The sequence below is a fragment of the Bradyrhizobium sp. HKCCYLRH3097 genome, from assembly GCF_051167875.1.
Classification (GTDB): domain Bacteria; phylum Pseudomonadota; class Alphaproteobacteria; order Rhizobiales; family Xanthobacteraceae; genus Bradyrhizobium.
The window spans coordinates 1-23870 of the sequence record NZ_JBNPTX010000020.1; the positions used below are offsets into that span (position 1 = coordinate 1).

The window sequence follows — 23870 nt, forward strand, 5'->3', positions numbered from 1 at the left end:
TGGAGCGTGCTCAAGAAGATCGGACAGGGCGTCCAGACCGGCCTCGACGTCGGCCACAACCTCGGCATCTTCAGCGCTGGTCCGCAAGCCGCACCCGCCGCGACGCAGCCGACCGACATGGAGCTGCAGGGCTTCTGGAGCGTGCTCAAGAAGATCGGTCAGGGCGTCCAGACCGGCCTCAACGTCGGCCACAACCTCGGCATCTTCAGCACCGGTCCGCAAGCCGCACCCGCAGCGGCGCAGCCGACCGACATGGAGCTGCAGGGCTTCTGGAGCGTGCTCAAGAAGATCGGTCAAGGCGTCCAGACCGGCCTCGACGTCGGCCACAACCTCGGCATCTTCAGCGCTGGCCAGCCGGGCCAGCAGGCGGCGGCCGCGCAGCCCACCGACATGGAGCTGCAGAGCTTCTGGAGCGTGCTCAAGAAGATCGGACAGGGCGTCCAGACCGGCCTCGACGTCGGCCACGACCTCGGCATCTTCAGCGCCGGCCAGCCGGGCCAGCAGGCGGCGGCCGCGCAGCCGACCGACATGGAGCTGCAGGGCTTCTGGAGCGTGCTCAAGAAGATCGGACAGGGCGCGCAGACCGGCCTCAACATCGGGCACACGCTCGGCATCTTCAGCACCGGCCAGCCCGCAGGCACGATGCACTAGGACGGCGGATCTGAAGCAGCGACCCGCGCCATTCGCAACGCGGGTCCAAGCAAGCAAGGCGGTGGGCGCACGAACAGTCCGCCCACCGCCGACCTGACATGGAGGGAGCGACGCATGGCGGATCCGAACTCAGAGCAGGAATTCATCGTGCAAGGCGAGCCGGTCAAGTCCGGCCAGCTTGCTGATCATTTGAGCCGCGAGCCCGGCGTGAAACGCGTCGGTCAGGTCGCGCCCGACGTCGTCATCCTGTCGATGACGAAGAGCCAGGCCGACCGCCTCCGATCGACTTTCAGCACGATCGTGGTGGAGCCGAATGCTCCGCTGAAACCCTTTGGCGCCGACTGACTTCAGCCGCGCCCCCCGACGATGTCACGAGCGAGGATGAAGGAGCCCGCAAATGGCCGCACGAAGCAAACCTGAAATCTCGGATCCGAAGGATGCGGCCGGCACGGCCGTCAACGGCACCGGAGCACAACCCCGAGCGGCGCAGCCGTCAGCCGAGGCCGCTGCCGCACCGCAGGCCGCAGCACGGGTGACCGCCGCATCAGCCCCAGCCGCACAAGGGACCAGCCGCAGCGACGGCGGCACGGCGCCGCCGGCAGCGGACCAACCCGTCGCAACGATCTCGCAGCGACGGGCGCAGTACATCCTGGCCCCGCGCCAGCAGACGGGGCTTGCGACCTTCAGCGCCGACTTCATCGTCCAGCAACTGACAAACACTCCGGACATCGACGTGGTGAAGACCATCCAGCCGCCGCGCCTGCTCGGCTTCCAGAGCGCCGACCCGGGACAGGCCCCGCTCGGCCCGATGGTGCTGGCCCGCATGGCGCCCGACAAGGCCGAATTGCTGAAGGCCCAGGCCGGCGCACGGCTCGCGGTCGAGCGCGATGCGCCGCTCACCTACATGCTCGATCCGACCGTCCCGCAGGTGCCGGCGCCGCATCAGCTTCCCAATCCCGGCGTTCTCATTCCCTTGGCCGACGGGTTCTCGACGACGATCGAAGTGGTCGGCGAGAGCGGCCCGCTGCCGGAGGTGGAAGTGTACGTGTTCGGCAGCGTATGGCCGGTTCAGGGCGTCACCGACGCCAGCGGCCACGTCACGCTCAAGATTCAGGGCGAGACGCCCGACACCATCCGCTCGATCCTGATCAAGCCGCGGGTCGATTACTGGACCTTCTGGCTCGATCGTCCGCAACTGACCCCCGACAGCGTGAACCGCATCGCCGCGAAGACGCTGGGCGCCTACCTGCGCGGCTTTCCCGGGCAGCAATTGCTGGGATGGGGCCAGCGCGCGATGGGCCTCGACCGCGTTCCCCTCGCCTACAATGGCGCAGGCGTGAAGATCGCGGTGATCGATTCCGGCGCAGCACCAACCCATCGCAATCTGCACGGCGTCACGATCGGCAAGAGCATCGTCGGCAATGATCCCGCGAGCTGGACCATCGATACGATTGGCCACGGCTCGCATTGCGCCGGGATCATCGCCGGCGGGCCTGTCGGCAGCGGCGGAGGCATTCGCGGCTTCGCTCCGGCGGCCGAAATCCATGTCTGCCGGATCTTCCCGGGGGGCCGGTTCAGCGATCTCGTCTCGGCGCTCGACTACTGCATGGAGAACGGCATCGACGTCGCCAACATGAGCCTGGGCGGCGGCGAGCCGTCGCAGATCATCGAGGAGCGGATTCTGCGGGCCAAGCAGATGGGCCTCGCCTGTATCGTCGCCGCGGGAAATTCGTCGGGGCCGGTCCAGTTTCCCGGCTCGACGCCGCATTGCCTGTCGGTCGCCGCGATGGGCAAATGGGGCGAGTTTCCCGAGGACAGCTTCCACGCCCAGCAGGCGCTGGATGGCTTCCGCAGCACCGACGGATATTTTCCGGCCAAGTTCAGTTGCTTCGGGCCGGAGATCGACGTCTGCGCGCCGGGCGTCGGCATCGTGTCCTCGCTGCCGGCGGATGGCTTCGGCGCCTGGGACGGCACCTCGATGGCGACGCCGCACGTCACCGGTCTCGCCGCGCTCGTGCTGGCGCATCATCCCGACTTCAAGGGCCAGTTCGCGACGCGCGACGCGCGGCGTGTCGAGCGGCTGTTCCAGATCCTGAAGGAGACATCGACGCCGCTGCAATTCGGCGATCCCAATCGTGCAGGAGCCGGGCTGCCGAATGCGATGCGCGCCCTCGGCCTGGAGGCGAGCGTGGCCTCCGCGCCCGCGGCCGATCCCTCGCTCGACGTGCTCCGTCGCCTGTTGGGACTGGCGCGCGGCGCGCCGAACGGCGCGATGTCTCCGACGCTGGCGCCGCAGGCGCCGAATGGCAAGCTCAACGGATCCGGTTCGGTTGCCCGGGGCCCGGCAACGACCACCGGCGAGTGGTCCAGCCCGGCGGTCGGTGATCCCAGTCCGGCGCAGATCCGCGACATCATGCACAAGGTCGGCTTGCTGTAGATTGCCGGCCCAGCCACAGCGACGAAGCGGCGTCGTTGCACGACGGGCAGTTTGCGCATGAGCGTCATGCGCGAATTGCCCGTCGTGTTAGTTCGTCGCACGTTTGGCACTTGCGCCGTCGGGCAAATCAGGCGCAGATTTCCGCGCGTCCCGCCTCGCAGCAAGAGGGGCGTATCGCGGTCGTCACGAACGCTGAGTGTGGGATTCGATGGGCGTGTCGGATTGCGCGTGGGGCTTGCCTCGCGCGGACGAACAATTCCGATGCGCACGGTCAAGTCGCGCGGTCCTGGCATCCCGACGCTGATGCCAAGTTTGTTGTGGTGTTCTGCATCACTCGGACGACGGTGGCCAGAAAGCCCGGCGCACCGGGGAGAACGCGAAGCAGCCGTTCAACCATCGCGCAGGGAAGGCCGGGTGTTCCGGCTCGTACCTGTGGTTCCTGCCGCCTGCATTTTTTCCGCAGGCGGGCCATGGGTGCGGCCAGCATCCGGCCTTCCCTGCGCCTCTTCGTTATCGGAGGCAGGACTAATGCAAAGCTCGGGTGTAGACGCACCGCGGGAACGCAGCACTTTGTATCAACCGCTCTCGGCTCTTTGAAAAGTAAAAACCGCCAACCCCAAGCTCGTCATGGCCGGGCTTGTCCCGGCCATGACGTGGAGAGAGCGAGCCATCAACTTAGACCGCGCCCCGCTGCAGCAGCGAGCGCGCTCTACCGCCCCTTCTCCGCCCGGCTCAGCAGGAACACGCCCTGCTCGCCGAACATGTTCCAGAACCACCAGGGCATCGCGACGCGCAAGGGACGGCCGTAACTATCAAGCGCGACGGCGCGCTCCATCTTGACGCCGATCTCATCGCAGAGCTGCACGAAGTCCTTGATGGTGCAGAAATGGATGTTCGGCGTGTCGTACCAGGTGAAGGGCAGATTGTCGGTTCGCGGCATGTGGCCGCCGACGAGCAGTTGCAGGCGCAGCCGCCAGAAGCCGAAATTCGGAAAGGTGACGATGGCGCGACGGCCGATGCGCAGCAGATTCTCCAGCACGACCTTGGGCTGCCGCGTCGCCTGCAAGGTCTGCGACAGGATCACATAGTCGAACGCATCGTCGGGATAGTCGACGAGATCGGTGTCGGCGTCGCCCTGCACCACCGCGAGCCCCTTGGCGACGCAATGATTGACGCCCTCGCGCGACAGCTCGATGCCGCGGCCGTCGATGCCGCGGCTCTCCAGCAGTTGCAGGAGATCGCCGTCGCCGCAGCCGATGTCGAGCACCTTGGAGTCGCGCTCGACCATGCCGGCGACCAGCAGATGATCCGGCCGATAGGCCAGCACCTCGCCGCCGGAAAAGCCGTTCAGCGGCAACACGCCCTGCATGCTCATGGCTCAGCCTCCGTTCGCGGCGTTGAGGCCGCGCGCCTTGCCGGCGGAATCGAGAAAGGCGCTGGCGATCTCGAAGAACTCGGGGACGTCGAGCAGGAACGCGTCGTGCCCCTTGTCGGTCTCGATCTCCGCGAACGACACCCGCGCGCTGGAGGCATTGAGCGCATGCACCAGCGCCCGCGATTCCGCGGTCGGAAACAGCCAGTCGCTGGTGAAGGACACCACGCAGAAGCGGGTCTGGATGCCGCGGAACGCCGCCGCCAGCACGCCGTCATGATCGGCGGCGATGTCGAAATAGTCCATCGCCCGCGTCAGATAGAGATAGGAGTTGGCGTCGAAGCGCTCGACGAAGGACGAGCCCTGATAGCGCAGATAGCTCTCGACCTGGAAATCGGCGTCGAACGAGAACGTCGGCAGTTCGCGGTCCTGCATGCGGCGGCCGAACTTGCGATGCAGGGCGGCATCCGACAGATAAGTGATATGCGCGGCCATCCGTGCCACCGCGAGGCCGCGATGCGGATGAGTGCCCTTGTCGCCGTAGCGGCCGTGGTCCCAGTCGGGATCGGCCATCACGGCCTGGCGGCCGAGCTCGTGGAAGGCGATGTTCTGCGCCGAGTGCCGGGTGGCGCAGGCGATCGCGAGATTCGCGAACACGCGGGTGGGATAGGCCACCGTCCATTGCAGCGCCTGCATGCCGCCCATCGAGCCGCCGACCACGGCGAACAACGTGTCGATGCCGAGATGATCGATCAGCATCGCCTGCGCGCGCACCATGTCGGGGATGGTGATGATCGGGAAATCGAGGCCCCAGACCTTGCCGGTGGCGGGATTCAGCGAGGCCGGGCCGGTCGAGCCCATGCAGCCGCCGATCACGTTCGAGCAGATGATGAAATAACGGCTCGGGTCGAGCGGGCGGCCGGGGCCGACCAGCGTCTCCCACCAGCCGGGCTTGCCAGTGACGGGATGGCGGTTGGCGACGTGCTGGTCGCCGGTCAGGGCGTGACAGACCAGGACCGCGTTCGATCTGTCGGCGTTGAGCTCGCCATAGGTCTGGTAGGCGATCTGGAACGGCGACAGGTCGACGCCGCAATCGAGCCTGAGCGGCTTGTCGGCGCCGAACTGCGCGACCAGCGAGCTCGGATGATCGACCTCGTGCGAGCGCTCTTCGGGCGCAATCGTGCGCAGCGCGGAGGTGGGTTTCGGCGTCAGGCCTGTCATGTCTCTCACCCCGGCCATCCGGCAAGGGCTCCCGAACCACGTGACACATCAGGCCATGAAAAACCCGGCCTGAACTGGGGTTCGGCCGGGATCGATAACGTCCCCGGCCTGTTTAGCGAGTTTTTTAACGTGGCTGCAAGCCGGCCGGCTCAAATGACCACGGAACAGGCAGAAACTAGTCCCGCGGGCGCTCCGCGTCAAGGCAAGCTGGGGTTGACCGCCGATCGGGCGCCCCACGGCTGCAAACCAGCCAAGCCTAGGCGGCACAAGGTAAACTTGCTGTTGCGCGCGTCTCCCGCATCGGAGAGAACGACATCCGTTCCAGTCGGCCGCACGTTAACCGGTGGCCTGCGAAGAGTGACCAGCCCATGTCCAACCCACCGCCTGCCCCGCCTTCGCTTGCCGATTTGCGCAAGGAGATCGACGCGATCGACGAGCAGGTCCATCAGCTCCTGATGAACAGGGCCGACATCATCGACCGGCTGATCAAGGTCAAGAAGACCCAGGAGGTCGGCTCGGCATTCCGGCCGGCGCGAGAGGCCGACATGATGCGGCGCCTGGTGCAGCGCCATCGCGGCATCCTGCCGCTCGACACCGTCGAGGGCATCTGGCGCGTGATCGTCTCGACGTTCACTTACGTGCAGGCGCCGTTCTCGGTTCACGCCGACGTGTCGGTCGGCGAATCCGCGATGCGCGATTCCGCCAGGTTCCATTTCGGCTTCGTGGTGCCTTATGTCGCCCATTTCAGCGCCCAGGCCGCCGTCGAAGCCGTGGCGCGCTCGAAGGGCGATCTTGCGCTGGTGTCGACGACATCGGGGCATACGCCGTGGTGGATCACGCTCGAGCCCGTGGGCGCGCCGAAGATCATCGCCCGGATGCCGTTCATCGAGCGTGCCGACCATCCGGCGGCGCTGCCGGTGTTCGCGGTGTCGCGGGTCGCCGACGACGCGCTCGTGCTGGAGGTCGAGACCTGGAGCATCCGCGTCTCCGGCTGGAATGCGCAGGTGTCGCGCGCGCTGTCGCCGCTGGCCGACGTGGTCGCAGTGCCCGATACCGCCTTCGACGGCGCCGCGCTGCTGGTGTCGATCGAGGCGCCGTCGAACCTCGACAAGATCAAGGCTGCCCTGATCGCGGCGGGCGCCTCGGTCCGCTCGACGGCCCTCGTCGGCGGCCATGCGAAACGCTATACGGTTCCGAGCTGAGACGCCTCGCGCCAGTGATGATTTTCCGGAGTTGATGATGAACCGCCCCGTGCCGAACCCCGGCATCCTCGACATCGCGCCCTACACGCCGGGCAAGAGTCCCAAGCCGGAGCCTGGCCGCAAGGTTTTCAAGCTGTCGGCCAATGAGACCCCGTTTGGTCCCTCGCCGAGGGCGATCGAGGCGTTCAAGAGCGCGGCCACGCATCTGGAAGATTATCCGGAAGGGACTTCCCGGGTGCTGCGCGAGGCGATCGGCCGCACCTACGGCCTCGATCCCGACCGCATCGTCTGCGGCGCCGGCTCCGACGAGATCCTCAATCTGCTGGCACACACCTTTCTCGGCCAAGGCGACGAGGCGATCTCCACCGCGCACGGCTTCCTGGTCTATCCGATCGCGACCATGGCCTGCGGCGCCAGGAACGTGGTTGCCGCGGAGACGGAGTATCGCACCGATGTCGACGCCATCCTTGCCGCGGTGACGCCGCGCACCAAGCTGGTCTGGCTCGCCAACCCGAACAACCCGACCGGCACCTACATCCCGTTCGACGAGGTCAAGCGGCTGCGTGCCGGCCTGCCGTCGCATGTCCTGCTGGTGCTCGACGCCGCCTATGCCGACTACGTTTCGCGCAATGACTACGAGTTCGGGCTCGAGCTGGTGGCGACGACCGAGAACACGGTCGTCACTCATACCTTTTCCAAGATCCACGGCCTCGCGGCGCTCCGTGTCGGCTGGATGTTCGGCCCGGCGCACATCGTCGATGCGATCAACCGAATCCGTGGGCCGTTCAACGTCTCCTCGCCGGCGATGCTCGCCGCGGTCGCCGCGATCGAGGACACCGCGCATCAGCAGATGTCGAAGACGCACACGGAAACGTGGCGCAACTGGCTGACCGAGGAGATCGGCAAGCTCGGGCTGAAGGTGACGCCGAGCGTCACCAATTTCATCCTGATCCACTTCCCGACCGACAAGGGCAAGACCGCGGTCGAGGCCGACGCATTCCTGACCCGGCGCGGCCTCGTGCTGCGCGCGCTCGCCAACTACAAGCTGCCGAACGCGCTGCGCATGACGATCGGCACCGAGGAAGCCAATCGTCTGTTCGTGGAGGCTCTCAGCGAATTCATGAGGGCGAAATGAGCGTCGCGGGGCGGTTCGAACGCATCGCGCTGATCGGCTTCGGCCTGATCGGCGGCTCGATCGCGCGGGCGGCGCGGCTGCAGGGCGTGGCCGGCGAGATCGTCACCACCGCGCGCTCGGAAAAGACGCGCGCGCGCGTCGCCGAACTCGGCCTCGTCGACCGCGTCGTGGCGAGTAATGCGGAGGCGGTCAAGGATGCCGACCTCGTCATCCTCTGCATTCCCGTCGGCGCGTGCGGTCCGGTCGCGGCCGAGATCGCGCCGCACCTGAAGCCCGGAGCCATCGTCTCCGACGTCGGCTCCGTGAAGGGCGCCATCGTTCGCGACATGGCGCCGCATCTGCCAGCGCATGTTCATTTCGTGCCGGCGCATCCGGTCGCCGGCACCGAGAATTCGGGACCGGATTCTGGTTTCGCCGAGCTGTTCATCAACCGCTGGTGCATCCTGACGCCACCCGACGGTGTGGATGCCGACGCGATCGATCGTCTCCGCGCGTTCTGGGCGGCGCTCGGCGCCAAGGTCGAGATCATGACGCCGGATCACCACGACCGCGTGCTCGCGATCACCAGCCATCTGCCGCATCTGATCGCCTACACCATCGTCGGCACCGCCGACGAGCTGGCGCAGGTCACGGAGTCCGAGGTGATCAAGTTCTCGGCCGGCGGCTTTCGCGATTTCACCCGCATCGCCGCCTCCGACCCGACGATGTGGCGCGACATCTTCCTGAGCAACAAGGATGCGGTGCTCGACATGCTCGGCACCTTCACCGAGGACCTCTCCAAGCTGACGCGGGCGATCCGCCGCGGCGACGGCGATGCGCTGTTCGATCACTTCACCCGCACCCGTGCGATCCGCCGCGGCATCGTCGATATCGGCCAGGATTCGGCGGCGCCGGACTTCGGCCGGCCGCTGCCGCAGTTGAAGAAGAGCTGAGGTCAGAACAGCGGCGGGACGCGGGCGACCTTGAACGGACCGAGCACGACGACGCCATCGGAGAAGCGCAACGGGAAGGTCCGCGCCTTGCGCCCTTCGAGGGTGGCCTCCTTGCCGAGCGCATTGATACCGAGCGCGACGCCGACATTGGCGTTCTGCTTGACGACCTTGCCGAGGCCGGGAATGGCGCGGTCGAGCGCACCGAGCAGGTTGTTGACGTCCTGCGACTTCACACCCGGCGCTACGCGATCGAGCGTCCCCTGCGGCACGCCGTTTTCGAGCATCTTGTCGAGACCGAGCGCCGGAATGACCTTTTCGATCCCGGCCACCGTCATTTGCACTTCGCCATCAATGCCGCCATTGGCGGTCAGGCTGAGCGTGCCCGACGCAACGGCCAGCAGCTCGCCCTGCTGGATGCGCGACTGGACGATCTCGACATGACCGCCCGCCGCCTGGATCTCGCGAAACCGCTCCGGCCAGGGTTTGGGCCGGAAGTCCTTGAGACCCGTGACGCGGGCCTGGATGTCGGTATTGAACGGTTCGGCAAGCAGAGGATGGCTGCCTTGGATGCTGCCGCTTTCGATCTGCAGCGCAGTCTCCAGCACCGGATGGTCGGACGGCGTGCCGTCGGCGAAGCGGCCGTGCAACTCGACGTGATCGGCGCGCGCGGCGGGCACGGCTGTCCCGCCCTCGATGCGGTCGATGGTCGGTTGTTCGAACACGAGGTCGGCGCGCTGCGGCAACCCCGGCAGACCGCGGACGCTGGCCTCACCGACGCGCCAGTTCACGGAGAACGAGGCGGGTCCGCGACCGTCGGCGATCATAGCGGGTCCCTTGAACTCCGCGATGAGCCGCTTCGGGTCCCACACCTGGGCGACGACGAGGATCTCGTCGAGCCTGGCATTCATCAAAGGCGTGCCCGCGGCCTGCGAGAACAGGGCCACGCTCGGATCCGTGCAGCGAACCTCGAGCCGGAACGGGAAGCCGGCGACCGAGCGCTTCGCGCAGTCATAGACGCGTCCCGATTTTGCTTCGCGCGCACGCCAAGCGTCGGCCTGGACATCCACTTGCGAAGCGGCGAAGAACCAGAATGCGCTCCACGCAACAGCGGCGATCAGGAGCAGAACGGGAGCTATGAAGAGCCCCCAACGAGAGCGCCTGCGGCGCGCTTGCGGCAAACGAGACATGCAGGACACCCTTTGGGCAGCAATTTTGGCAATTCGGCGATCACGGATTGTGTATCTAAATTAACAATTCGCGAGCATCACACTTAGGCTTCCGCATTGATGTCCGCAATGACCCTCTCCGAACGCGACCTTCCCCACGGCGACCTCTGGGTCTTCGGCTACGGCTCGCTGATGTGGCGGCCCGGATTCGCTTTTCTCGAGCAGGTGCCGGCGCGGCTGATCGGCGAGCATCGCGCGCTCTGTGTGTATTCGTTCGTCCACCGCGGAACGCCGGAGAAGCCGGGCCTCGTGCTCGGTCTCGATCGCGGCGGCGCGTGTCGCGGCATTGCGTTCCGGGTGGCAGCAGACAAGCGCGACGAGACCATCGCCTATTTGCGGGCGCGTGAGCAGGTGACCTCGGTATATCGCGAAGTGACGCGCTCGGTTTGGCTTGAAAACGACGCGCGCGAGCGGGTGAGCGCGCTGGTCTACGTGGTCGATCGCGGCCATGTGCAATATGCAGGCCGGCTGTCGCCGCAGGAGCAGTTGCGCCATGTACGCCAGGGTCACGGCCAGTCCGGCGCCAATCGCGACTACGTGATCTCGACCGTGAAGGCGATCGAGGCGCAGGGCTTTCGCGACGCGCAGTTGCATCGGCTGGCGACGATGCTGCACGATGACGGCCACTCGCTGCATCCTGCGCCAAGCAAGACATAGCCCTCAAGCCTTCACCGGTGCCGGCACCCGGCCAAACAACTGCGCCTGTTCCGCCTGCCCCGCGGCGACGAGCCGGCCGGTCGCCTCTTCGATGACGCTCTGAATCCGCGCCATGAACTCATCGCGCGGCAGGCCAGGCGGCAGCGGATCGAGAAACTCCACGACGAGCGTGCCCGGATAGCGCAGAAATGTGCGGCGTGGCCAAAACAGACCCGAATTCAGGGCCACCGGCAGGCAGGGTACGCCGCAATCCGTGTAGATCAGGCCGACGCCGCCCTTATAGTCCGGCGGTGCGCCCGCCGGACGCCGGGTGCCTTCCGGGAAGATCACAAACTGACGGCCGTGCTTCACCTCCTCCGCCGCCCGCCGCATCACCTGCTTCAACGCGCGGGCGCCGGAGCTGCGGTCGATCGCGATCATGTCCGCCTTGACGAGATACTGTCCGAACAAGGGAATCCGCAGCAGCTCGCGCTTGAGAACGAAGAACGGCGCATCGAAGAAATGCAGCAGCGAGATCGTCTCCCACATCGACTGATGCTTGGCGGCGACGATCAGCGGCCCCTTCGGGATCTTCTCGACGCCGCGATATTCGACGCGGATGTTGCAGACGACGCGCATCAACAAGATGTTGCTCTGCGCCCACCAGTTGGCGACGCGCAGCAGCGCCTTGCGGGGCATAGCCAGGGTCGGCAACGCGATCAGCGCCCAGAGCACGAAGTTCGGGTAGAACAGGATGTTGAACAGCAGCGAACGCAGGAAGATCGAGACCATCAGAAACCCAGTTCAATTGGCTTGCGCCGTCGTCGGTCGGCGCGACACCGAGCCGGTTGGCGGATCGAACTCGGGCGCGAGATCGAGGCCGAGATCGGCCAGCCGCAGCCGCATCTCGGCGGCGACATATTTGGCATATTCGGACAGCAGAAGCCGCACCGTCGGCGCGCTGGTCCACCACGGCTCGTCGCGCCATTTCTCGCCAACGACCGCATAGGGAATGAGATCCATGCTCGGCATCGCATGCGACAGTTCGACGATGGCCCGCGGCATGTGATAGTTCGACGTCACGACGATCAGCGACTTGAAGCCGCGCTCGCTCGCCCATCGCCGCGTCTGCGCAGCGTTGCTGCGGGTGTTGATCGCCGAATAATCCAGATCGACGCAGCAGTTGATGAATGATCGCGCCTCGGGCAGCGACCGGGTGATGTCGCTGGCCTCGTTGGTCGGGTGCACACCGGAGATCAGCAGCCGCCGGCCATAGCCTCCCGCCAGGAGTTCCACCGCGTCCGATACGCGTGACGAGCCGCCGGTCAGGACCACGATTCCGTCCGCCTTGCGCTCGGGCTGGATCTCGGCGCCCCGCAATTGCGAGAGGAAGCCGACGAAGCCGACCGCCGCGACGAAGAAGCCGACCCCGAGCGTCGCCACGGCGCCCGCGAGCGTCCGCCACACCGCGACGGTGAGCGGCAGCTTTCGCCTGCTATGGTCAGTCTCCGGCTCCATGCAACGCCTGGCTTGTCCTTGCCTGCCTGCGCGCGGCGCCATGCCGTCGCGCGATCCCGTCGTTCAAGTCCGGGAACGCAGGCAGGTTTCGCCGGCCTCCCGATCACGTTCGCTCGCCGCCGATCCTGGCGCGCGACCTCCGCCGTGTTCGTGACCCAGCTCACCCCGTCCTGCCTCACCCCGGCGCAGACGATTTTAGGCGGTTTTCGGGCCAAGTGAAATCCGCAACGAGACGGCTGGGGATAGAAGCCGCCATCAGTCGATGCTCGCCAGGGTCGTGAACAGGGTCCGGCGTGCGGCCCAGCCGGTCACCGCGGCGATCACCACGGCCTGCAGCGCGATCGCGACATAGCCGAGCGGGCGCAGCGAGAATGTCCCCAGCAACGCCGCGAACTGATCGCCGACGGGAGTGCCGGAGAACCAGTTGGCGATCGACTCCGAGAACCCGAATCCGAGCATCGCAAGGCCGCCACCGATCACGCCCCCCTCCAGTCCGAGCTGCAGAAAATGCCGCAGGAAGTGATTGGCGATGTAGCGGTCGCCGGCGCCGACGAAATGCAGCACCTCGACGATCGGCCGGTTCGCGGCCATCGCGCCGCGGGTCGCGAACGACACCGAGATGATGGTGGCCGCGATCACCAGCACCAGAATGCCGAAGCCTGCGAAAAGCGTCGCGCCTGTCATCGAGCGCATGCGCTCGATCCAGGCGCGGTGGTCATCCACGCTGGCGGTCGGCGCAACCTGGGTCACGCGGCTGCGCAGCGCGTTGAGATCGAAGCTGGTGCCGGGCTGGACGCGCGCGATGATGACGCGCGGCACCGGAAGCTCGTCGAACGACAGGCCGCTGCCGAGCCACGGCTCCAGCAGCTTGCTGGATTCCTCCTTGGTGAACGGCCGGACCTCGACGATTCCGGACTGCGCCCGCATCGCCTCCGTCACCAGGGCAATGTCGCGCTCGATGTCCCGGCCGGTCTTGGGGCGAACCTGGACGGTGATCTCGCTCGACACCTCCGACTGCCATTCGGCCGCGGACTCGCTGACCAGCAGCACGCCGCCGGTCGTGATGGAGGCCAGGAAGGTCATGATCGCCACCACGGCGACCAGCGCGCGGCCGGCGATGGAGGCGCGCGGCACGATCGGTGACACGATGCGGGCCTGCGCCGGCAGTTGCGGGCGGTCGTCGCCGAGATCGACCAGGAGGCCGCGATCGTCTACGCTACTCATAGATGTGCAATCGTCCCTGATGCAGCACCAGCCGGCGGGCCTCGTATTGGTCCATCAGCGTGATGTCATGGGTTGCGATGATGACCGCCGTCCCCGAGCGGTTCAATTCGATGAACAGCCGCAGCAGGCGGCGCCCGAGCGTCGGATCGACGTTGCCGGTCGGCTCGTCCGCGAGCAGCAGTTGCGGCCGCGAGATCACGGCGCGCGCGATCGCCGCGCGCTGCTTCTCACCACCCGACAGGATCGGCGGCAGCGCGTCCATGCGCTCGCCAAGGCCGACCCATTTCAGGAGGTCGATGACCTCCTTGCGGTAGCTCGATTCATCCCGCCCCATGACGCGAAACGGCAGCGCCACGTTCTCATAGGTCGTCATGTGATCGAGCAGCCGGAAGTCCTGCAGCACGATGCCGATGCGCTTGCGCAGATCGGCGATCTCCTCCTTGCTGAGCAGCGAGATGTCGTAGCCGAACAGATTGACCAGGCCGCGGGTCGGCCGCAGCGATAGAAACAACAGCTTGAGCAGCGAGGTCTTGCCCGCGCCCGACGGGCCGGTGAGGAACTGGAAGGAATGGGCCGGAATCTGGAAACTGAGGTCGCGGAGGATCTCCGGCCCCAATCCATAGCGCAGCCCAACATTTTCGAACCGAACCAAAGCGTCAGCTCCGTTCGACCGCGTGCGCGGCAGACCCGCACGCTCCAAGCTCAGCGGTACGATGGCCCGATTGAGCGCCCGTTATGGTTTCCGGTTCGTTAACGGTCGCCGTGTACCATTCGCGCGATTGAGTTCCGAAGTTCGTCGACATGGCGGTCCTTGTAGCACGAACTGTCGGAAACAAAGCGGCAATGGCCGTTGGAGAACAGGCGCGATGTTCATCGTTTGCCCTCATTGTACGACATCTTATGCCATCGACGTGGCAACCCTGGGTATGGCTGGACGCAGCGTACGCTGTTCCCGTTGCAAGGAGGTCTGGCTGGCGCGACCGGAGGATGCGGTCGAGGCGCCCGCCCCCATGCCTGCCATGGCGGAGGCCGGCGCGGCGGCCGCGCCCCGTGACGCGGCCGACGAGTGGGAAGCCCTCGCGCGCCAGGAAGACGACGACGAACGGACGCCCGACGTGGAAAGTCCGCCGCTGGCTGCCGGCTGGCCCGAGGATGCCCTCGCCGAGTCCGACGACGACACGGCCGATGCCGAGCAGCCGTTGCAGAGCGGGGCTTCGCGCCTCGCCGGTCTCCGCAAGCTCATCAGGCGCCCGACGTTGCCGGATTTCCCAGGCAACAAGGTGTTGAACCTGCCGGTGCTGACGGCCGCCATGGCGGCGCTCACAATTGCGCTGGTGGTGTGGCGCGCCGACGTCGTCAGGCTGCTGCCGCAGACGGCCTCGTTCTACAAGCTGGTCGGGCTCGAGGTGAACCTGCGCGGCCTGACCTTCAAGGACCTGAAGGTGGCGACCGAAACCGTCGACGGCAAGCCGGTGCTGGTGATCGAGGGGACGATCGTCAGCCTGACGAAGAAATCGGTCGACCTGCCGCGGCTGCGCTTCAGCGTCCGTGACGCGCAGGGCACCGAGATCTACGCCTGGAACACGCTGCTCGAGCAGACCGCGCTCAAGCCCGGCGAGCGCACGACGTTCAAGTCGCGGCTCGCCTCGCCCCCTCCCGAAGGCCGCAATATCGATATACGGTTCTTCAACCGGCGCGATCTCGCCGCCGGCAGTGCATGATGGTTCCGGTCTCGTGGGTCGCCCGCGGGGCCCACGAGACGGAGACGAAACGACATGTCGCGCGTGCTGATCGCCGACGACGAAGATTCGATGCGGACCTTGGTCGCGCGCGCCATTGCCATGGATGGACATGAGATCGTGACGGCGCAGGACGGTGCCGAGGCGCTCGACATCCTGACGCGCGAGGCCGGCGCCTTCGACCTGCTGCTGACCGACATCCAAATGCCCATCATGGACGGCATCGCGCTGGCGCTGTCGGCAGCACGCGATTTTCCCGACCTGACCATCCTGCTGATGACCGGCTTTGCCCATCAGCGCGAGCGGGCGTCGAATCTCAGCGCGATCGCTCACGACGTCATCACCAAGCCGTTCTCGATCGCCGACATCCGCACCGCGGTCGCCGACGCGCTGGCGTCAAAGGCTGCGAAGGCGTAGGGCGCCAACGATGATCCTCGACGTTGCTGCAGTCCGCGCTGTCATCCCTGCAAACGCAGGGATCCATAGCCACCGGCCGCCGTTGAGGGACAAGACTGGTCCCACATCTCGCGCCATCACATCTCCCTGGGGGTATGGGTCCCGGGTCGGCGCCACGCCGTCGCTTCGCGCCATCGCGGCTTGCCCGGGACGACAGCGATGGGTGCGATGGAGCGCGGACGTGCCTGATGGGCTCGCGCCTGCGTAAAGGTCGCTGAAGGAACTGATCCTCTCTCCTCCGTCATTGCGAGCGCAGCGAAGCAATCCAGAATCCCTCTGCGGAGACCATCTGGATTGCTTCGCTGCGCTCGCAATGACGCTGGGGCGGCCGTCGGACGCCCCGCTCAGCTTCACGCGCTGAGCGCGCGCATCTCGGCATAGAGATCGGATTTGCCCTCGAAACCGATGCCGGGGAGGTCGGGCATCGTGATGTGGCCGTCGGTCACCTTCACGCCGTCGGGGAAGCCACCATAGGGCTGGAACAGGTCGGGATAGCTCTCATTGCCGCCGAGGCCGAGGCCGGCGGCAATGTTGAGGGACATCTGGTGACCGCCATGCGGGATGCAGCGCGACGGCGACCAGCCATAGATCCTGAGCACGTCGAGCGTGCGCAGATACTCGCACAGGCCGTAGGACAGCGCGCAGTCGAACTGCAACCAGTCGCGATCGGGGCGCATGCCGCCGTAGCGGATGAGGTTGCGCGCGTCCTGGTGGCTGAACAGGTTCTCGCCGGTCGCCATCGGGCCGGGATAGAAATCGGCCAGCGTCGCCTGCAGGTGATAGTCGAGCGGATCGCCCGCCTCCTCGTACCAGAACAGCGGATAGTCGCGCAGCATCTTGGCGTAGGCGATCGCAGTCTCCAGGTCGAAGCGGCCATTGGCGTCGACCGCGAGCTGATTGTTGGGGCCGATCTCCGCGAGCACGGCCTCGATGCGCTGGCGGTCCTCGTCGATCGGCGCGCCGCCGATCTTCATCTTCACGACAGTGTAGCCACGCTCGAGATAGCCGCGCATCTCGCGGCGCAGCGCCGAGAGATCCTTGCCGGGATAGTAGTAGCCGCCGGCAGCGTAGACGAAGACGCGCGGTTCGGCCTTGCGGCCGTGCCGCTCCGCGAGCAGACGGAACAGCGGCTTGTCGGCGATCTTGGCGACCGCATCCCAGATCGCCATGTCCAACGTGCCGACCGCGACCGAGCGCTCGCCGTGGCCGCCGGGCTTCTCGTTGATCATCATCGCCGCCCAGGCCTTGTCCGGGTCGATGTTGTCCTTGCTGGCATCGAGCAACGATGTCGGGTCAGCTTCCACGAGGCGCGCGCGAAAGCGCTCGCGGATCAAGCCGCCCTGGCCGTAGCGGCCGTTGGAGTTGAAGCCGTAGCCGACCACGGGCCGGCCATTGCGCTCGACATTGGTGATGACCGCGACCAGGCTCGACGTCATCTTGGTGAAGTCGATATAGGCATTGCGGATCGGCGACGAGATCGGCTTCGTCACCTCGCGGACGTCGACGATACGAACGGTCATGGTCATTCTCCTGGTCGGGGTCGCACGCGCCGTTTCAGAGCGAGGCGCCTGCGCAGATGGTGATGGTCTGGCCGGTGATGGCGCCCGCTTCCGGCAACAGCAGGAAGGCGGTGAGCGCAGCCACCTCGACCGGATCGACGTAGCGCCCCATCGGCGGCAGCACCGGGGCGATGCCGGCGCGGCTGGGATCGCGCAGAAACGGCGTGTCGGTCGCAGCCGGTGCGACGACGTTGACGGTGATCAGGCGCGGCGCCAGCTCGATCGCCCAGGAGCGCGCGAGGCCGGTGAGTGCCGCCTTGGTCGCGGCGTATTGGCTGCGGCCGGCCGCGCCATTGGCGGTGCGGCTGCCGATCAGCACGATGCGCCCGCCTTCGCGCAGGCGCGGCGCCAGCGCATTGGCCAGCGCCTCCGCGGCGCCGACATGGACGCGCCACATCCCTTCGCTGCTCTCGGCCTGCAACTCGCCGAGACGGCCGACACGCATGTAGCCGGCGGCGTGGACCAGCGCGGTCACGGCGCCGACGTCAGCAAGGCGCGCGATCAGCGTCTGCGGTTCGGCGAGATCGGCCTCGAAGCCACCGAAGTGTTCGTGCGACAGCACCGAGGCCGCGCGGTCGATGCCGGTCACGCGCCAGCCGTCCGCCAGCAGACGCTCGGCGATGGCGCGGCCGATGCCCGAGCTGGTTCCGGTCACCACCGCATGGCGAAGGCCCGAGCTGCTGTCGTGGTCCTGTGCCGTCATCCCTTGTACGCAGCCGCCTCGGCCTTGACCTTCACCGCATCGAAATTGTTGATCTTGTCGATCAGCTCATTGGTGTAGAGCGCAGCATAGTCCTTGATGTCCAGCCCGTTCATCGCGGCCTCGGTGCGGAACTCCTGCTCGTTGATCCCGCCCATCTTCGTATCGGCATAAGGCGGCGCGTAGAGCTTGATGCGGCGGCTGATCGACTGCAGCACGGCCTTGACCGCCGCGTCCTCGCTGGCACCGCGCGGCGCCGTCTCCGGGTACATCTTGAGAAAGGCCCTGGCGCCGGCGGTCGGATTGGCGAGCAGGAATTGCGACGCCTTGCACACCGAGCGGCCAAAGCCGACCAGGAGATCCCTGTCCTTCTCGAACGTCTGCGGCATCGCCATCAGGAACTGGCCGCCGACCATCGGGATCGTGGTCGGACGCGGCAGATAGGCCAGCTCGATGCCGGCCGCCTCGATCTGGCCGAAGCCAGTATCGAAATAAGCGAGCGCATCGATCACGCCGCGCTGCAGGGCGACGCCCGCCGGCGTGCCGTTGCCGACCGCGACCCAGCTCACATCCTTCTCGGGATCCAGGCCCAGCGCCTTCAGCACGTTCTTGGTGACGGGATATTCGGTGGCACCGAAGTCGGACACGCCGATCTTCTTGCCCTTGAGGTCCGTGTAGCTCTTGAGCCCCGAGCCAGGCGGGACGGCGATGTCCCATTTGTACGGATAGGTATATTGATAGAACAGCTTCGCGCCACCCCATTCGCCCTTGGCGAGCAGCGGCAGCGCTGTCGACGGCACGCCGACGCCGACGGTGACGGAGCCACGGTCGGTCGCGACCTGGACGTTGGCATTGGTGCCGAGCGCTTGGACGTCGAGCGAGAACCCTTCCTGCGCGTTGTAGCCGAGCGCCTCGCCGATCACGCAATTGATGATGGTGGCGTTGAGCGCCTTGAGCCCGACGCCGAAGCGAAGCTTCTTCGCGTCCGCCGCCATCAGGCCGGCCGGCGCGCCGCTCATCAGCAGCGCCGCGCCGGCACTGCTCTTCAGGAATGACCTGCGCGAAACCATCCTTCGTTCCTCCCTGTTGTCCTATTTTTTCCGGTTGGCGCCCCAGTGCACGATCTTGGCCTCGCACCAGCGCACGATCCCATGCAGCACGATGCCGAGCACGCCGAGAATGATCAGCGCGGCGAACACGCCGGCGACGTCCGACACCGCCTGCGCCTGCGTGATGACGACCCCCATGCCACGCTGGGCGCCGAGGAATTCGGCCACGATCGCGCCGAGCAGTGCATAGACCACCGCCATGTCGAGGCCCGCGAAAATGAAGGGCGCGGCGTTGGGCAGCTTGACGATGCGGTAGGTCTCGAAGCGCGAGGCCGACAGCGAGCGCATCAGGTCGATACGCTCGGGCTCGACGGCGCGCAGCCCCGTGAAGCTGTTGATCAGCACCGGGAAGAACGACAGCAGCGCCGAGATCGCGACCTTCGAGCCGTCACCGAAGCCGAACCAGATCACGATCAGCGGCGCGATCGCCACCTTGGGCAGGCTCTGCAGCGCGAACGCATAGGGCATCACCAGGCGCTCGATGGCTTCGACCTCGGCCATCAAGGAGCCGATGACGAGGCCGAGCCCGACGCCGATGGCGCAGCCGGCGGCGGCGTTGCTCAGCGTGCTCCACAGCGGCAGGTAATAGCCGAGCGGGCTGGCCGGGCTGACCGCGAGCCCGGACCACAACGCACGAACGACCGCTTCGGGCTTCGGCAGGATGTAGGACGGGATGTTCAGCAGGTTGACCGCGGCGATCCAGCTCAGGATCAGCACCGCGAGGCCGATCCAGGCGATCGGCGAGCCCAGGCTGACGCGGCGCCGGGGGCTTGCGGGCTTCTGCGACAGGGCTGAAACGGCGACGTTGGCGAGATCAGTCATGGCCGTGCTCCTGTGCATTGAGCAGCCCGCGAACTTCCCTGGCAAGCCGCGCATAGTCCGGATGCAGCACGATGTCGTCGAAGCTGCGCTGCCGCGGGATCGGCACGTGGAGATCGGCAAGGATGCGGCCGGGACGCGCCGACATCACGATGACGCGGTCGGCCAGGAAGATGGCTTCCGAGATCGAGTGCGTAATCAGCAGGACGGTCTTGCGGTTCTCCTGCCAGATTCGCTGCAGCTCGAGGTTCAGCCGCTCGCGCGTCAGTGCGTCGAGCGCGCCGAACGGCTCGTCCATCAGCAGGATCTCGGGATCGCGCGCCAGCGCGCGGCAGATCCCGGCGCGCTGCTGCATGCCGCCGGACAGCTCATAGGGATATTTGTCGCCGAAATCGCCGAGACCGGTAACGGCGAGCAGCCGCTCGATGCGATCGCCGGCCGGCGCATGTTTGCCGCCGACGCGCAAGGGCAGCCCGACATTGTCGCGCACCGTCATCCACGGCAACAGGTTGGCCGCCTGGAACACGACGCCGACCTTGCGCGAGGGGCCGGCGACGGGCTCGCCATCGAGCAGCAGCCGGCCGTCGCTGTAACTATCAAGCCCCGCGAGCAGACGCAGCAAGGTGCTCTTGCCGCAGCCGGAGGGACCGACGACGCAGACGAACTCGCCCGGCTTGATATCCAGCGAGATCCGGCTCAACGCATGGACCGTCGCGCCGGAGGCCGAGACATAGGTCTTTGACAGTTGATCGATCGCGATGAGCACAGCCTCGGGCGCAGCCGCAGCGCGCCGGGTTGCATCGTCGACATCCATCGTCAGCATCAGCGTCCACCCGGTGTCTTTTTGTTGTGATCACGGGGCAACGGCCGGCACCGGCCGTCGCCTCTCGCAAGCTCAGGCCGCAGCCTTCACCGTCAGCCCGGCCGCGGCCACCGCGGCGCGGATCGCGGCCATCTCCTCGGCGCTCGGCGCATGCGTCGGCGGCCGCACGGTGGCATCGCGGATCACGCCGGCGACCTGCATCGCCGCCTTCATGCGGCCATGCGCCTCCCCGGTCGGCTCGCCGCCGCCATACACCGCGTCCTTGAGCGGATCGATCATGGCCTGCAGCTTCATCGCAAGCTTAAGGTCGCCAGCGGTGACGGCAGCGAACAGATCGTAGATCAGATCCGGAATCAGCGAGGCGAAGCCGACCAGCGCACCATCGACGCCCTGCACCATCGAGGCCAGCAGATATTCGTCATGACAGGTCAGCAGCGCCTTGTGCGGCGCCGCGGCGCGGATCGCCTTGAGGTCGCGGGCGTATTTGTTCATCTCGCGGGTGCCGATCTTGAACGCCTGCACGTGGTCGAGGCGGGCGAGCTCGGCGAGCAGCTCCGAGGAGAACGAGGCGCGGGTCCAGGCGGGATAGACATGCACGATCAGCGGCAGCCTGGCGGCTTCGCCGATGGCGCTGAAATAATCCAGGCAGTGCTCGCGCTTGAAGCCGAAGCGCAGCCAGTGATGCGGCGGCATGATGTCGAGAGCAGTCGCGCCCGCTTCCTTCGCCATCAGCGCATGCTCGATGCCGTCCTTGATGCCTTCGCACACGACGGAGGAGATGGTCGGGCAGATGCCGGTGAGCGCCTTGGCGACGATGCGCGTCACCTCCGCGCGCTCCTTCGCGGTGAGGCTGAACACCTCGCCGGTGTGGCCGTTGGTCATGATGCCGACGATGCCGCGACGCTTGCCGAGCCAGGCTGCGTAACGCGACAGCTCGACCTCATCGATGCTGTGGTCGGCGTTGAAGGGGACGGCGATCGCCGGGATGATCCCCTTGAAATTGGTCATGACGCTCATGCTTGCTCCTGTTTCGTCACATCGACGTTCATCGTTTCGCGACCGTCGCAGTCGCCCCGCCCATGGCCTCCAGAGCCCGGGACAGCTGGGCTGCCGCTCTGAGCAGCGGCGCCACGCCAAGCCGCTCGAAGTCGTCCGCGGTGATGCGCATGGTGGGCGCAGCGATACTGATCGCCGCGAGCGGAATGCCGTCGCGGTCGATGACGGGCCCGGCGAGCACGCACAGCCCCGGCGCATTTTCCTGATTTGACAGCGCGTAGCCGGCAGCCTTCACCTGGCGCAGGCGCTGCAGCAGCGCGTCGAGATCGGTGATCGTGGTTTCGGTGCGCTTGATGCGCGGCTGCGCCTCGAGCACCTCGATCTGCGTCTCGACCGGCAGCAATGACAGGATCGCCTGGCCGACGGCGGTCGAATAGACCGGCGCGCGGCTGCCGATGCGGACGTCGACGCCGAGCCGGACGAGGCCCGCCTGGATGCGCTCGACATAGACGATGTCGCTGCCGTCGAGCACCGCGAGCGAGGCAGCCTCGTTCATCTCGCCGACCAGGCTGCGCAGGATCGGGCGCGCCTGTGTGCGTAGCTCCGAGCGCGCGATCGCGTTGAAGCCCAGATCGAGGCATTTCAGCGTCAGGCGGAAGCACCTGGAGTCGCCGACCTTCTCGACATAGCCGAGCATCACGAGCGTGTTGAGCAGGCGGAACGTGGTGCCCTTGTCGAGCGCGGCGCGGCGCGCAACGTCGGCGAGCACCAGCTCCGGCTCCTCGCTGGTGAAGGCATTCAGCACCTGAAAGCCCTTGGCCAGCGACAGCACGACGCTTTTGCCAGCCTTGCTGTCCTCGTCCACGTGGAGGCTCCGACGTTTCCTGCTTGACGCCGGCCTTGACGACCGGCATTTGGATTGACTAAGGTTCGGATTGCGAACTATAGTTCGTATATTAGAATGCGCGTCGCCGCTGCTGTCAAGCACGCTCACGCGCGGCATGCGGCACGGCTTGAAATCCGCACAGCCGGCATGATCTCTCCCTGAGGGCCGCGGCATCTCGCGGCCCTTTTCAGGAGTCCGGCGTGAGCGTCGCATTCACCAAGGAAGAGAGCGCCGAGACGGCGGCCGAAACGCAACTGCCCGACCGGCCGGTCTCGCCGCATCCGAACCTCGTGACCGCGGCCGGACTCAAGGCGCTCGAGGAGCAGTTGCGCGAAGCGCAGGCGGCGTTTGAAGCGGCCCAGGGAATCGAGGACGTCAACGAGCGGCGACGGGAGTCGGCGCTGCCGCTGCGCGACGCGCGCTACTTTGCAGCGCGGGTGCGGACCGCGCAGGTGATGCCGGCGCCGACATCGACGGAGCAGATCGCGTTCGGCAGCACGGTGACGTTCAAGCGCGGCGACGGCCGCGTCCAGACCTACACCATCGTCGGCGAGGACGAGGCCGATCCGAAGCGCGGCATGATCTCCTATGTCTCCCCTGTGGCTCGCCTGCTGATGGGCAAATCGGCCGGCGACATGGTCGAGGTCACCGGACAAGAGCTGGAGATTCTCACGATCGCCTGAGGCGATGCCAATCACGCCGGCAGGAAACGATGCTCAAAGTTGGAATCATCTCCGACACTCATGGGCTGCTGCGGCCGGAGGCAGTGCGATGTCTGTCGGGCGTCCAACACATCATCCACGCCGGCGATATCGGCCGGCACGAGATCGTCGAGCGGCTTCGCCTGATCGCACCGGTGACTGCGATCCGCGGCAACATCGACACGGCAGACTGGGCGAATGCATATCCTGCAACCGAGACCGTCAGGCTTGGCACGCGTGCCGTCCATGTCGTGCACGACGTCCACGACCTCGCGATCGACCCTGCAACGGCGGGTATCGACATCGTCGTGTCCGGTCATTCGCATCGCGCAGGCGTCGGGACACGCGACGGCGTGCTCTACCTGAATCCGGGCAGCGCAGGGCCGCGCCGCTTCAGGCTGCCGATCACCCTGGCGACGCTGAACATCTCCTCGGGCCAACTGTCACCCGCGATCCACGATCTCGGCAGCGCCTGACGCAAGCGAAAGGGCGCCCATGGGCGCCCTCCGCAAGTCTCGTGGATGCAGG

25 protein-coding genes and 1 riboswitch are annotated in these 23870 nt (G+C 66.6%); of the genes, 11 read left to right on the forward strand and 14 right to left on the reverse strand.

Annotation, left to right across the window (positions count from 1 at the left end; translation table 11 throughout):
* The 3 genes from ACQR0U_RS31460 to ACQR0U_RS31470 all read left to right on the forward strand — a co-directional run.
* A partial coding sequence (locus ACQR0U_RS31460) for a hypothetical protein (protein WP_434845282.1) occupies positions 1-651 on the forward strand: 651 nt, incomplete at its 5' end.
* Between the two features lie 114 nt (positions 652-765).
* Positions 766-996, forward strand: coding sequence for a hypothetical protein (locus tag ACQR0U_RS31465; protein ID WP_315753814.1), 231 nt, complete (start codon positions 766-768; stop codon positions 994-996).
* 52 nt (positions 997-1048) lie between these two features.
* Positions 1049-3088 (forward strand): S8 family serine peptidase, encoded by a 2040-nt coding sequence (locus tag ACQR0U_RS31470; RefSeq protein WP_434872382.1) that lies wholly within the window; start codon positions 1049-1051, stop codon positions 3086-3088.
* 709 nt (positions 3089-3797) lie between these two features.
* Here ACQR0U_RS31470 and metW read toward each other — a convergent pair.
* Both metW and metX read right to left on the reverse strand, forming a co-directional pair.
* Positions 3798-4463: a methionine biosynthesis protein MetW gene (gene metW / locus ACQR0U_RS31475; protein WP_315718100.1), complete on the reverse strand. Its 666-nt coding sequence runs from the start codon at positions 4461-4463 to the stop codon at positions 3798-3800.
* A gap of 3 nt (positions 4464-4466) precedes the next feature.
* Positions 4467-5681, reverse strand: a complete 1215-nt coding sequence (gene metX, locus ACQR0U_RS31480; protein WP_315718101.1) for a homoserine O-acetyltransferase MetX — start codon at positions 5679-5681, stop codon at positions 4467-4469.
* 91 nt (positions 5682-5772) lie between these two features.
* Positions 5773-5852: riboswitch (SAM riboswitch) on the reverse strand.
* Between the two features lie 197 nt (positions 5853-6049).
* Here metX and ACQR0U_RS31485 point away from each other — a divergent pair.
* The 3 genes from ACQR0U_RS31485 to ACQR0U_RS31495 are packed head-to-tail and all read left to right on the forward strand — an operon-like array spanning position 6050 to position 8950.
* Positions 6050-6883: a chorismate mutase gene (locus ACQR0U_RS31485; protein ID WP_315718102.1), complete on the forward strand. Its 834-nt coding sequence runs from the start codon at positions 6050-6052 to the stop codon at positions 6881-6883.
* A 37-nt stretch (positions 6884-6920) separates the two neighbouring features.
* The gene (gene hisC, locus ACQR0U_RS31490; RefSeq protein ID WP_316176006.1) at positions 6921-8018 is read left to right on the forward strand and encodes a histidinol-phosphate transaminase; all 1098 of its coding nucleotides are present in this window, start codon (positions 6921-6923) and stop codon (positions 8016-8018) included.
* The gene (locus ACQR0U_RS31495; protein ID WP_315753824.1) at positions 8015-8950 is read left to right on the forward strand and encodes a prephenate/arogenate dehydrogenase family protein; all 936 of its coding nucleotides are present in this window, start codon (positions 8015-8017) and stop codon (positions 8948-8950) included. Before hisC ends, ACQR0U_RS31495 begins: the two co-directional genes overlap by 4 nt.
* Positions 8951-8952: 2 nt before the next feature.
* On the opposite strand, the gene ACQR0U_RS31500 is transcribed toward ACQR0U_RS31495, so the two are convergent.
* On the reverse strand, positions 8953-10137 hold the full coding sequence (locus tag ACQR0U_RS31500; RefSeq protein ID WP_315826643.1) for a DUF2125 domain-containing protein: 1185 nt from the start codon (positions 10135-10137) through the stop codon (positions 8953-8955).
* A gap of 99 nt (positions 10138-10236) precedes the next feature.
* On the opposite strand from ACQR0U_RS31500, the gene ACQR0U_RS31505 reads away from it, so the two are divergent.
* Positions 10237-10833: a gamma-glutamylcyclotransferase gene (locus tag ACQR0U_RS31505; protein WP_409977989.1), complete on the forward strand. Its 597-nt coding sequence runs from the start codon at positions 10237-10239 to the stop codon at positions 10831-10833.
* Positions 10834-10836: 3 nt separating this feature from the next.
* On the opposite strand, the gene ACQR0U_RS31510 is transcribed toward ACQR0U_RS31505, so the two are convergent.
* From ACQR0U_RS31510 to ftsE, 4 genes are all read right to left on the reverse strand, one after another.
* Positions 10837-11604 (reverse strand): lysophospholipid acyltransferase family protein, encoded by a 768-nt coding sequence (locus ACQR0U_RS31510; RefSeq protein ID WP_315718107.1) that lies wholly within the window; start codon positions 11602-11604, stop codon positions 10837-10839.
* A 12-nt stretch (positions 11605-11616) separates the two neighbouring features.
* A complete protein-coding gene (locus tag ACQR0U_RS31515) occupies positions 11617-12330 on the reverse strand; it encodes a YdcF family protein (RefSeq protein ID WP_315718108.1) in 714 nt (237 codons plus the stop codon).
* Positions 12331-12585: 255 nt separating this feature from the next.
* On the reverse strand, positions 12586-13554 hold the full coding sequence (locus ACQR0U_RS31520; protein ID WP_316186161.1) for a cell division protein FtsX: 969 nt from the start codon (positions 13552-13554) through the stop codon (positions 12586-12588).
* Positions 13547-14206 carry a cell division ATP-binding protein FtsE gene (ftsE, locus tag ACQR0U_RS31525; protein ID WP_006615648.1) on the reverse strand — a complete coding sequence of 220 codons (660 nt, stop codon included), beginning with the start codon at positions 14204-14206 and terminating at the stop codon, positions 13547-13549. The genes ACQR0U_RS31520 and ftsE overlap by 8 nt, the downstream gene beginning before the upstream one ends.
* 214 nt (positions 14207-14420) lie before the next feature.
* Between ftsE and ACQR0U_RS31530 the strand changes: the two genes are divergently transcribed.
* Entirely contained in the window at positions 14421-15275 is an 855-nt protein-coding gene (locus ACQR0U_RS31530) for an MJ0042-type zinc finger domain-containing protein (RefSeq protein WP_434843722.1), read from the forward strand.
* A gap of 54 nt (positions 15276-15329) precedes the next feature.
* A complete protein-coding gene (locus ACQR0U_RS31535; protein ID WP_315718112.1) occupies positions 15330-15710 on the forward strand; it encodes a response regulator in 381 nt (126 codons plus the stop codon).
* A gap of 389 nt (positions 15711-16099) precedes the next feature.
* On the opposite strand, the gene ACQR0U_RS31540 is transcribed toward ACQR0U_RS31535, so the two are convergent.
* The 7 genes from ACQR0U_RS31540 to ACQR0U_RS31570 form a co-directional block, all read right to left on the reverse strand.
* Positions 16100-17269, reverse strand: coding sequence for a mandelate racemase/muconate lactonizing enzyme family protein (locus ACQR0U_RS31540; protein ID WP_315826641.1), 1170 nt, complete (start codon positions 17267-17269; stop codon positions 16100-16102).
* A gap of 34 nt (positions 17270-17303) precedes the next feature.
* Positions 17304-18011, reverse strand: a complete 708-nt coding sequence (locus ACQR0U_RS31545) for an SDR family NAD(P)-dependent oxidoreductase (RefSeq protein ID WP_315718115.1) — start codon at positions 18009-18011, stop codon at positions 17304-17306.
* Complete coding sequence (locus ACQR0U_RS31550; RefSeq protein ID WP_434843700.1) at positions 18008-19078, reverse strand: ABC transporter substrate-binding protein; 1071 nt, start codon at positions 19076-19078, stop codon at positions 18008-18010. The genes ACQR0U_RS31545 and ACQR0U_RS31550 overlap by 4 nt, the downstream gene beginning before the upstream one ends.
* A gap of 21 nt (positions 19079-19099) precedes the next feature.
* A complete protein-coding gene (locus ACQR0U_RS31555) occupies positions 19100-19939 on the reverse strand; it encodes an ABC transporter permease (RefSeq protein WP_316226857.1) in 840 nt (279 codons plus the stop codon).
* Positions 19932-20759: an ABC transporter ATP-binding protein gene (locus ACQR0U_RS31560; protein ID WP_316202579.1), complete on the reverse strand. Its 828-nt coding sequence runs from the start codon at positions 20757-20759 to the stop codon at positions 19932-19934. Before ACQR0U_RS31560 ends, ACQR0U_RS31555 begins: the two co-directional genes overlap by 8 nt.
* 72 nt (positions 20760-20831) lie before the next feature.
* The gene (locus tag ACQR0U_RS31565) at positions 20832-21776 is read right to left on the reverse strand and encodes a dihydrodipicolinate synthase family protein (protein ID WP_434843701.1); all 945 of its coding nucleotides are present in this window, start codon (positions 21774-21776) and stop codon (positions 20832-20834) included.
* A gap of 28 nt (positions 21777-21804) precedes the next feature.
* On the reverse strand, positions 21805-22620 hold the full coding sequence (locus ACQR0U_RS31570; protein WP_434872383.1) for an IclR family transcriptional regulator: 816 nt from the start codon (positions 22618-22620) through the stop codon (positions 21805-21807).
* Between the two features lie 221 nt (positions 22621-22841).
* Between ACQR0U_RS31570 and greA the strand changes: the two genes are divergently transcribed.
* Both greA and ACQR0U_RS31580 read left to right on the forward strand, forming a co-directional pair.
* Positions 22842-23324 (forward strand): transcription elongation factor GreA, encoded by a 483-nt coding sequence (gene greA / locus ACQR0U_RS31575; RefSeq protein WP_315753843.1) that lies wholly within the window; start codon positions 22842-22844, stop codon positions 23322-23324.
* A gap of 29 nt (positions 23325-23353) precedes the next feature.
* Positions 23354-23818, forward strand: coding sequence for a metallophosphoesterase family protein (locus tag ACQR0U_RS31580; protein ID WP_434872384.1), 465 nt, complete (start codon positions 23354-23356; stop codon positions 23816-23818).
* The last annotated feature ends 52 nt before the right edge of the window (positions 23819-23870 follow it).

Coding starts and splice junctions, on each gene's coding strand:
- ACQR0U_RS31465 (WP_315753814.1), top strand. CDS start 766: ATGGCGGATCCGAACTCAGAGCAGGAATTCATCGTGCAAGGCGAGCCG.
- ACQR0U_RS31470 (WP_434872382.1), top strand. CDS start 1,049: ATGGCCGCACGAAGCAAACCTGAAATCTCGGATCCGAAGGATGCGGCC.
- metW (WP_315718100.1), bottom strand. CDS start 4,463: ATGAGCATGCAGGGCGTGTTGCCGCTGAACGGCTTTTCCGGCGGCGAG.
- metX (WP_315718101.1), bottom strand. CDS start 5,681: ATGACAGGCCTGACGCCGAAACCCACCTCCGCGCTGCGCACGATTGCG.
- ACQR0U_RS31485 (WP_315718102.1), top strand. CDS start 6,050: ATGTCCAACCCACCGCCTGCCCCGCCTTCGCTTGCCGATTTGCGCAAG.
- hisC (WP_316176006.1), top strand. CDS start 6,921: ATGAACCGCCCCGTGCCGAACCCCGGCATCCTCGACATCGCGCCCTAC.
- ACQR0U_RS31495 (WP_315753824.1), top strand. CDS start 8,015: ATGAGCGTCGCGGGGCGGTTCGAACGCATCGCGCTGATCGGCTTCGGC.
- ACQR0U_RS31500 (WP_315826643.1), bottom strand. CDS start 10,137: ATGTCTCGTTTGCCGCAAGCGCGCCGCAGGCGCTCTCGTTGGGGGCTC.
- ACQR0U_RS31505 (WP_409977989.1), top strand. CDS start 10,237: ATGTCCGCAATGACCCTCTCCGAACGCGACCTTCCCCACGGCGACCTC.
- ACQR0U_RS31510 (WP_315718107.1), bottom strand. CDS start 11,604: ATGGTCTCGATCTTCCTGCGTTCGCTGCTGTTCAACATCCTGTTCTAC.
- ACQR0U_RS31515 (WP_315718108.1), bottom strand. CDS start 12,330: ATGGAGCCGGAGACTGACCATAGCAGGCGAAAGCTGCCGCTCACCGTC.
- ACQR0U_RS31520 (WP_316186161.1), bottom strand. CDS start 13,554: ATGAGTAGCGTAGACGATCGCGGCCTCCTGGTCGATCTCGGCGACGAC.
- ACQR0U_RS31530 (WP_434843722.1), top strand. CDS start 14,421: ATGTTCATCGTTTGCCCTCATTGTACGACATCTTATGCCATCGACGTG.
- ACQR0U_RS31535 (WP_315718112.1), top strand. CDS start 15,330: ATGTCGCGCGTGCTGATCGCCGACGACGAAGATTCGATGCGGACCTTG.
- ACQR0U_RS31540 (WP_315826641.1), bottom strand. CDS start 17,269: ATGACCGTTCGTATCGTCGACGTCCGCGAGGTGACGAAGCCGATCTCG.
- ACQR0U_RS31545 (WP_315718115.1), bottom strand. CDS start 18,011: ATGACGGCACAGGACCACGACAGCAGCTCGGGCCTTCGCCATGCGGTG.
- ACQR0U_RS31550 (WP_434843700.1), bottom strand. CDS start 19,078: ATGGTTTCGCGCAGGTCATTCCTGAAGAGCAGTGCCGGCGCGGCGCTG.
- ACQR0U_RS31555 (WP_316226857.1), bottom strand. CDS start 19,939: ATGACTGATCTCGCCAACGTCGCCGTTTCAGCCCTGTCGCAGAAGCCC.
- ACQR0U_RS31560 (WP_316202579.1), bottom strand. CDS start 20,759: ATGCTGACGATGGATGTCGACGATGCAACCCGGCGCGCTGCGGCTGCG.
- ACQR0U_RS31565 (WP_434843701.1), bottom strand. CDS start 21,776: ATGAGCGTCATGACCAATTTCAAGGGGATCATCCCGGCGATCGCCGTC.
- ACQR0U_RS31580 (WP_434872384.1), top strand. CDS start 23,354: ATGCTCAAAGTTGGAATCATCTCCGACACTCATGGGCTGCTGCGGCCG.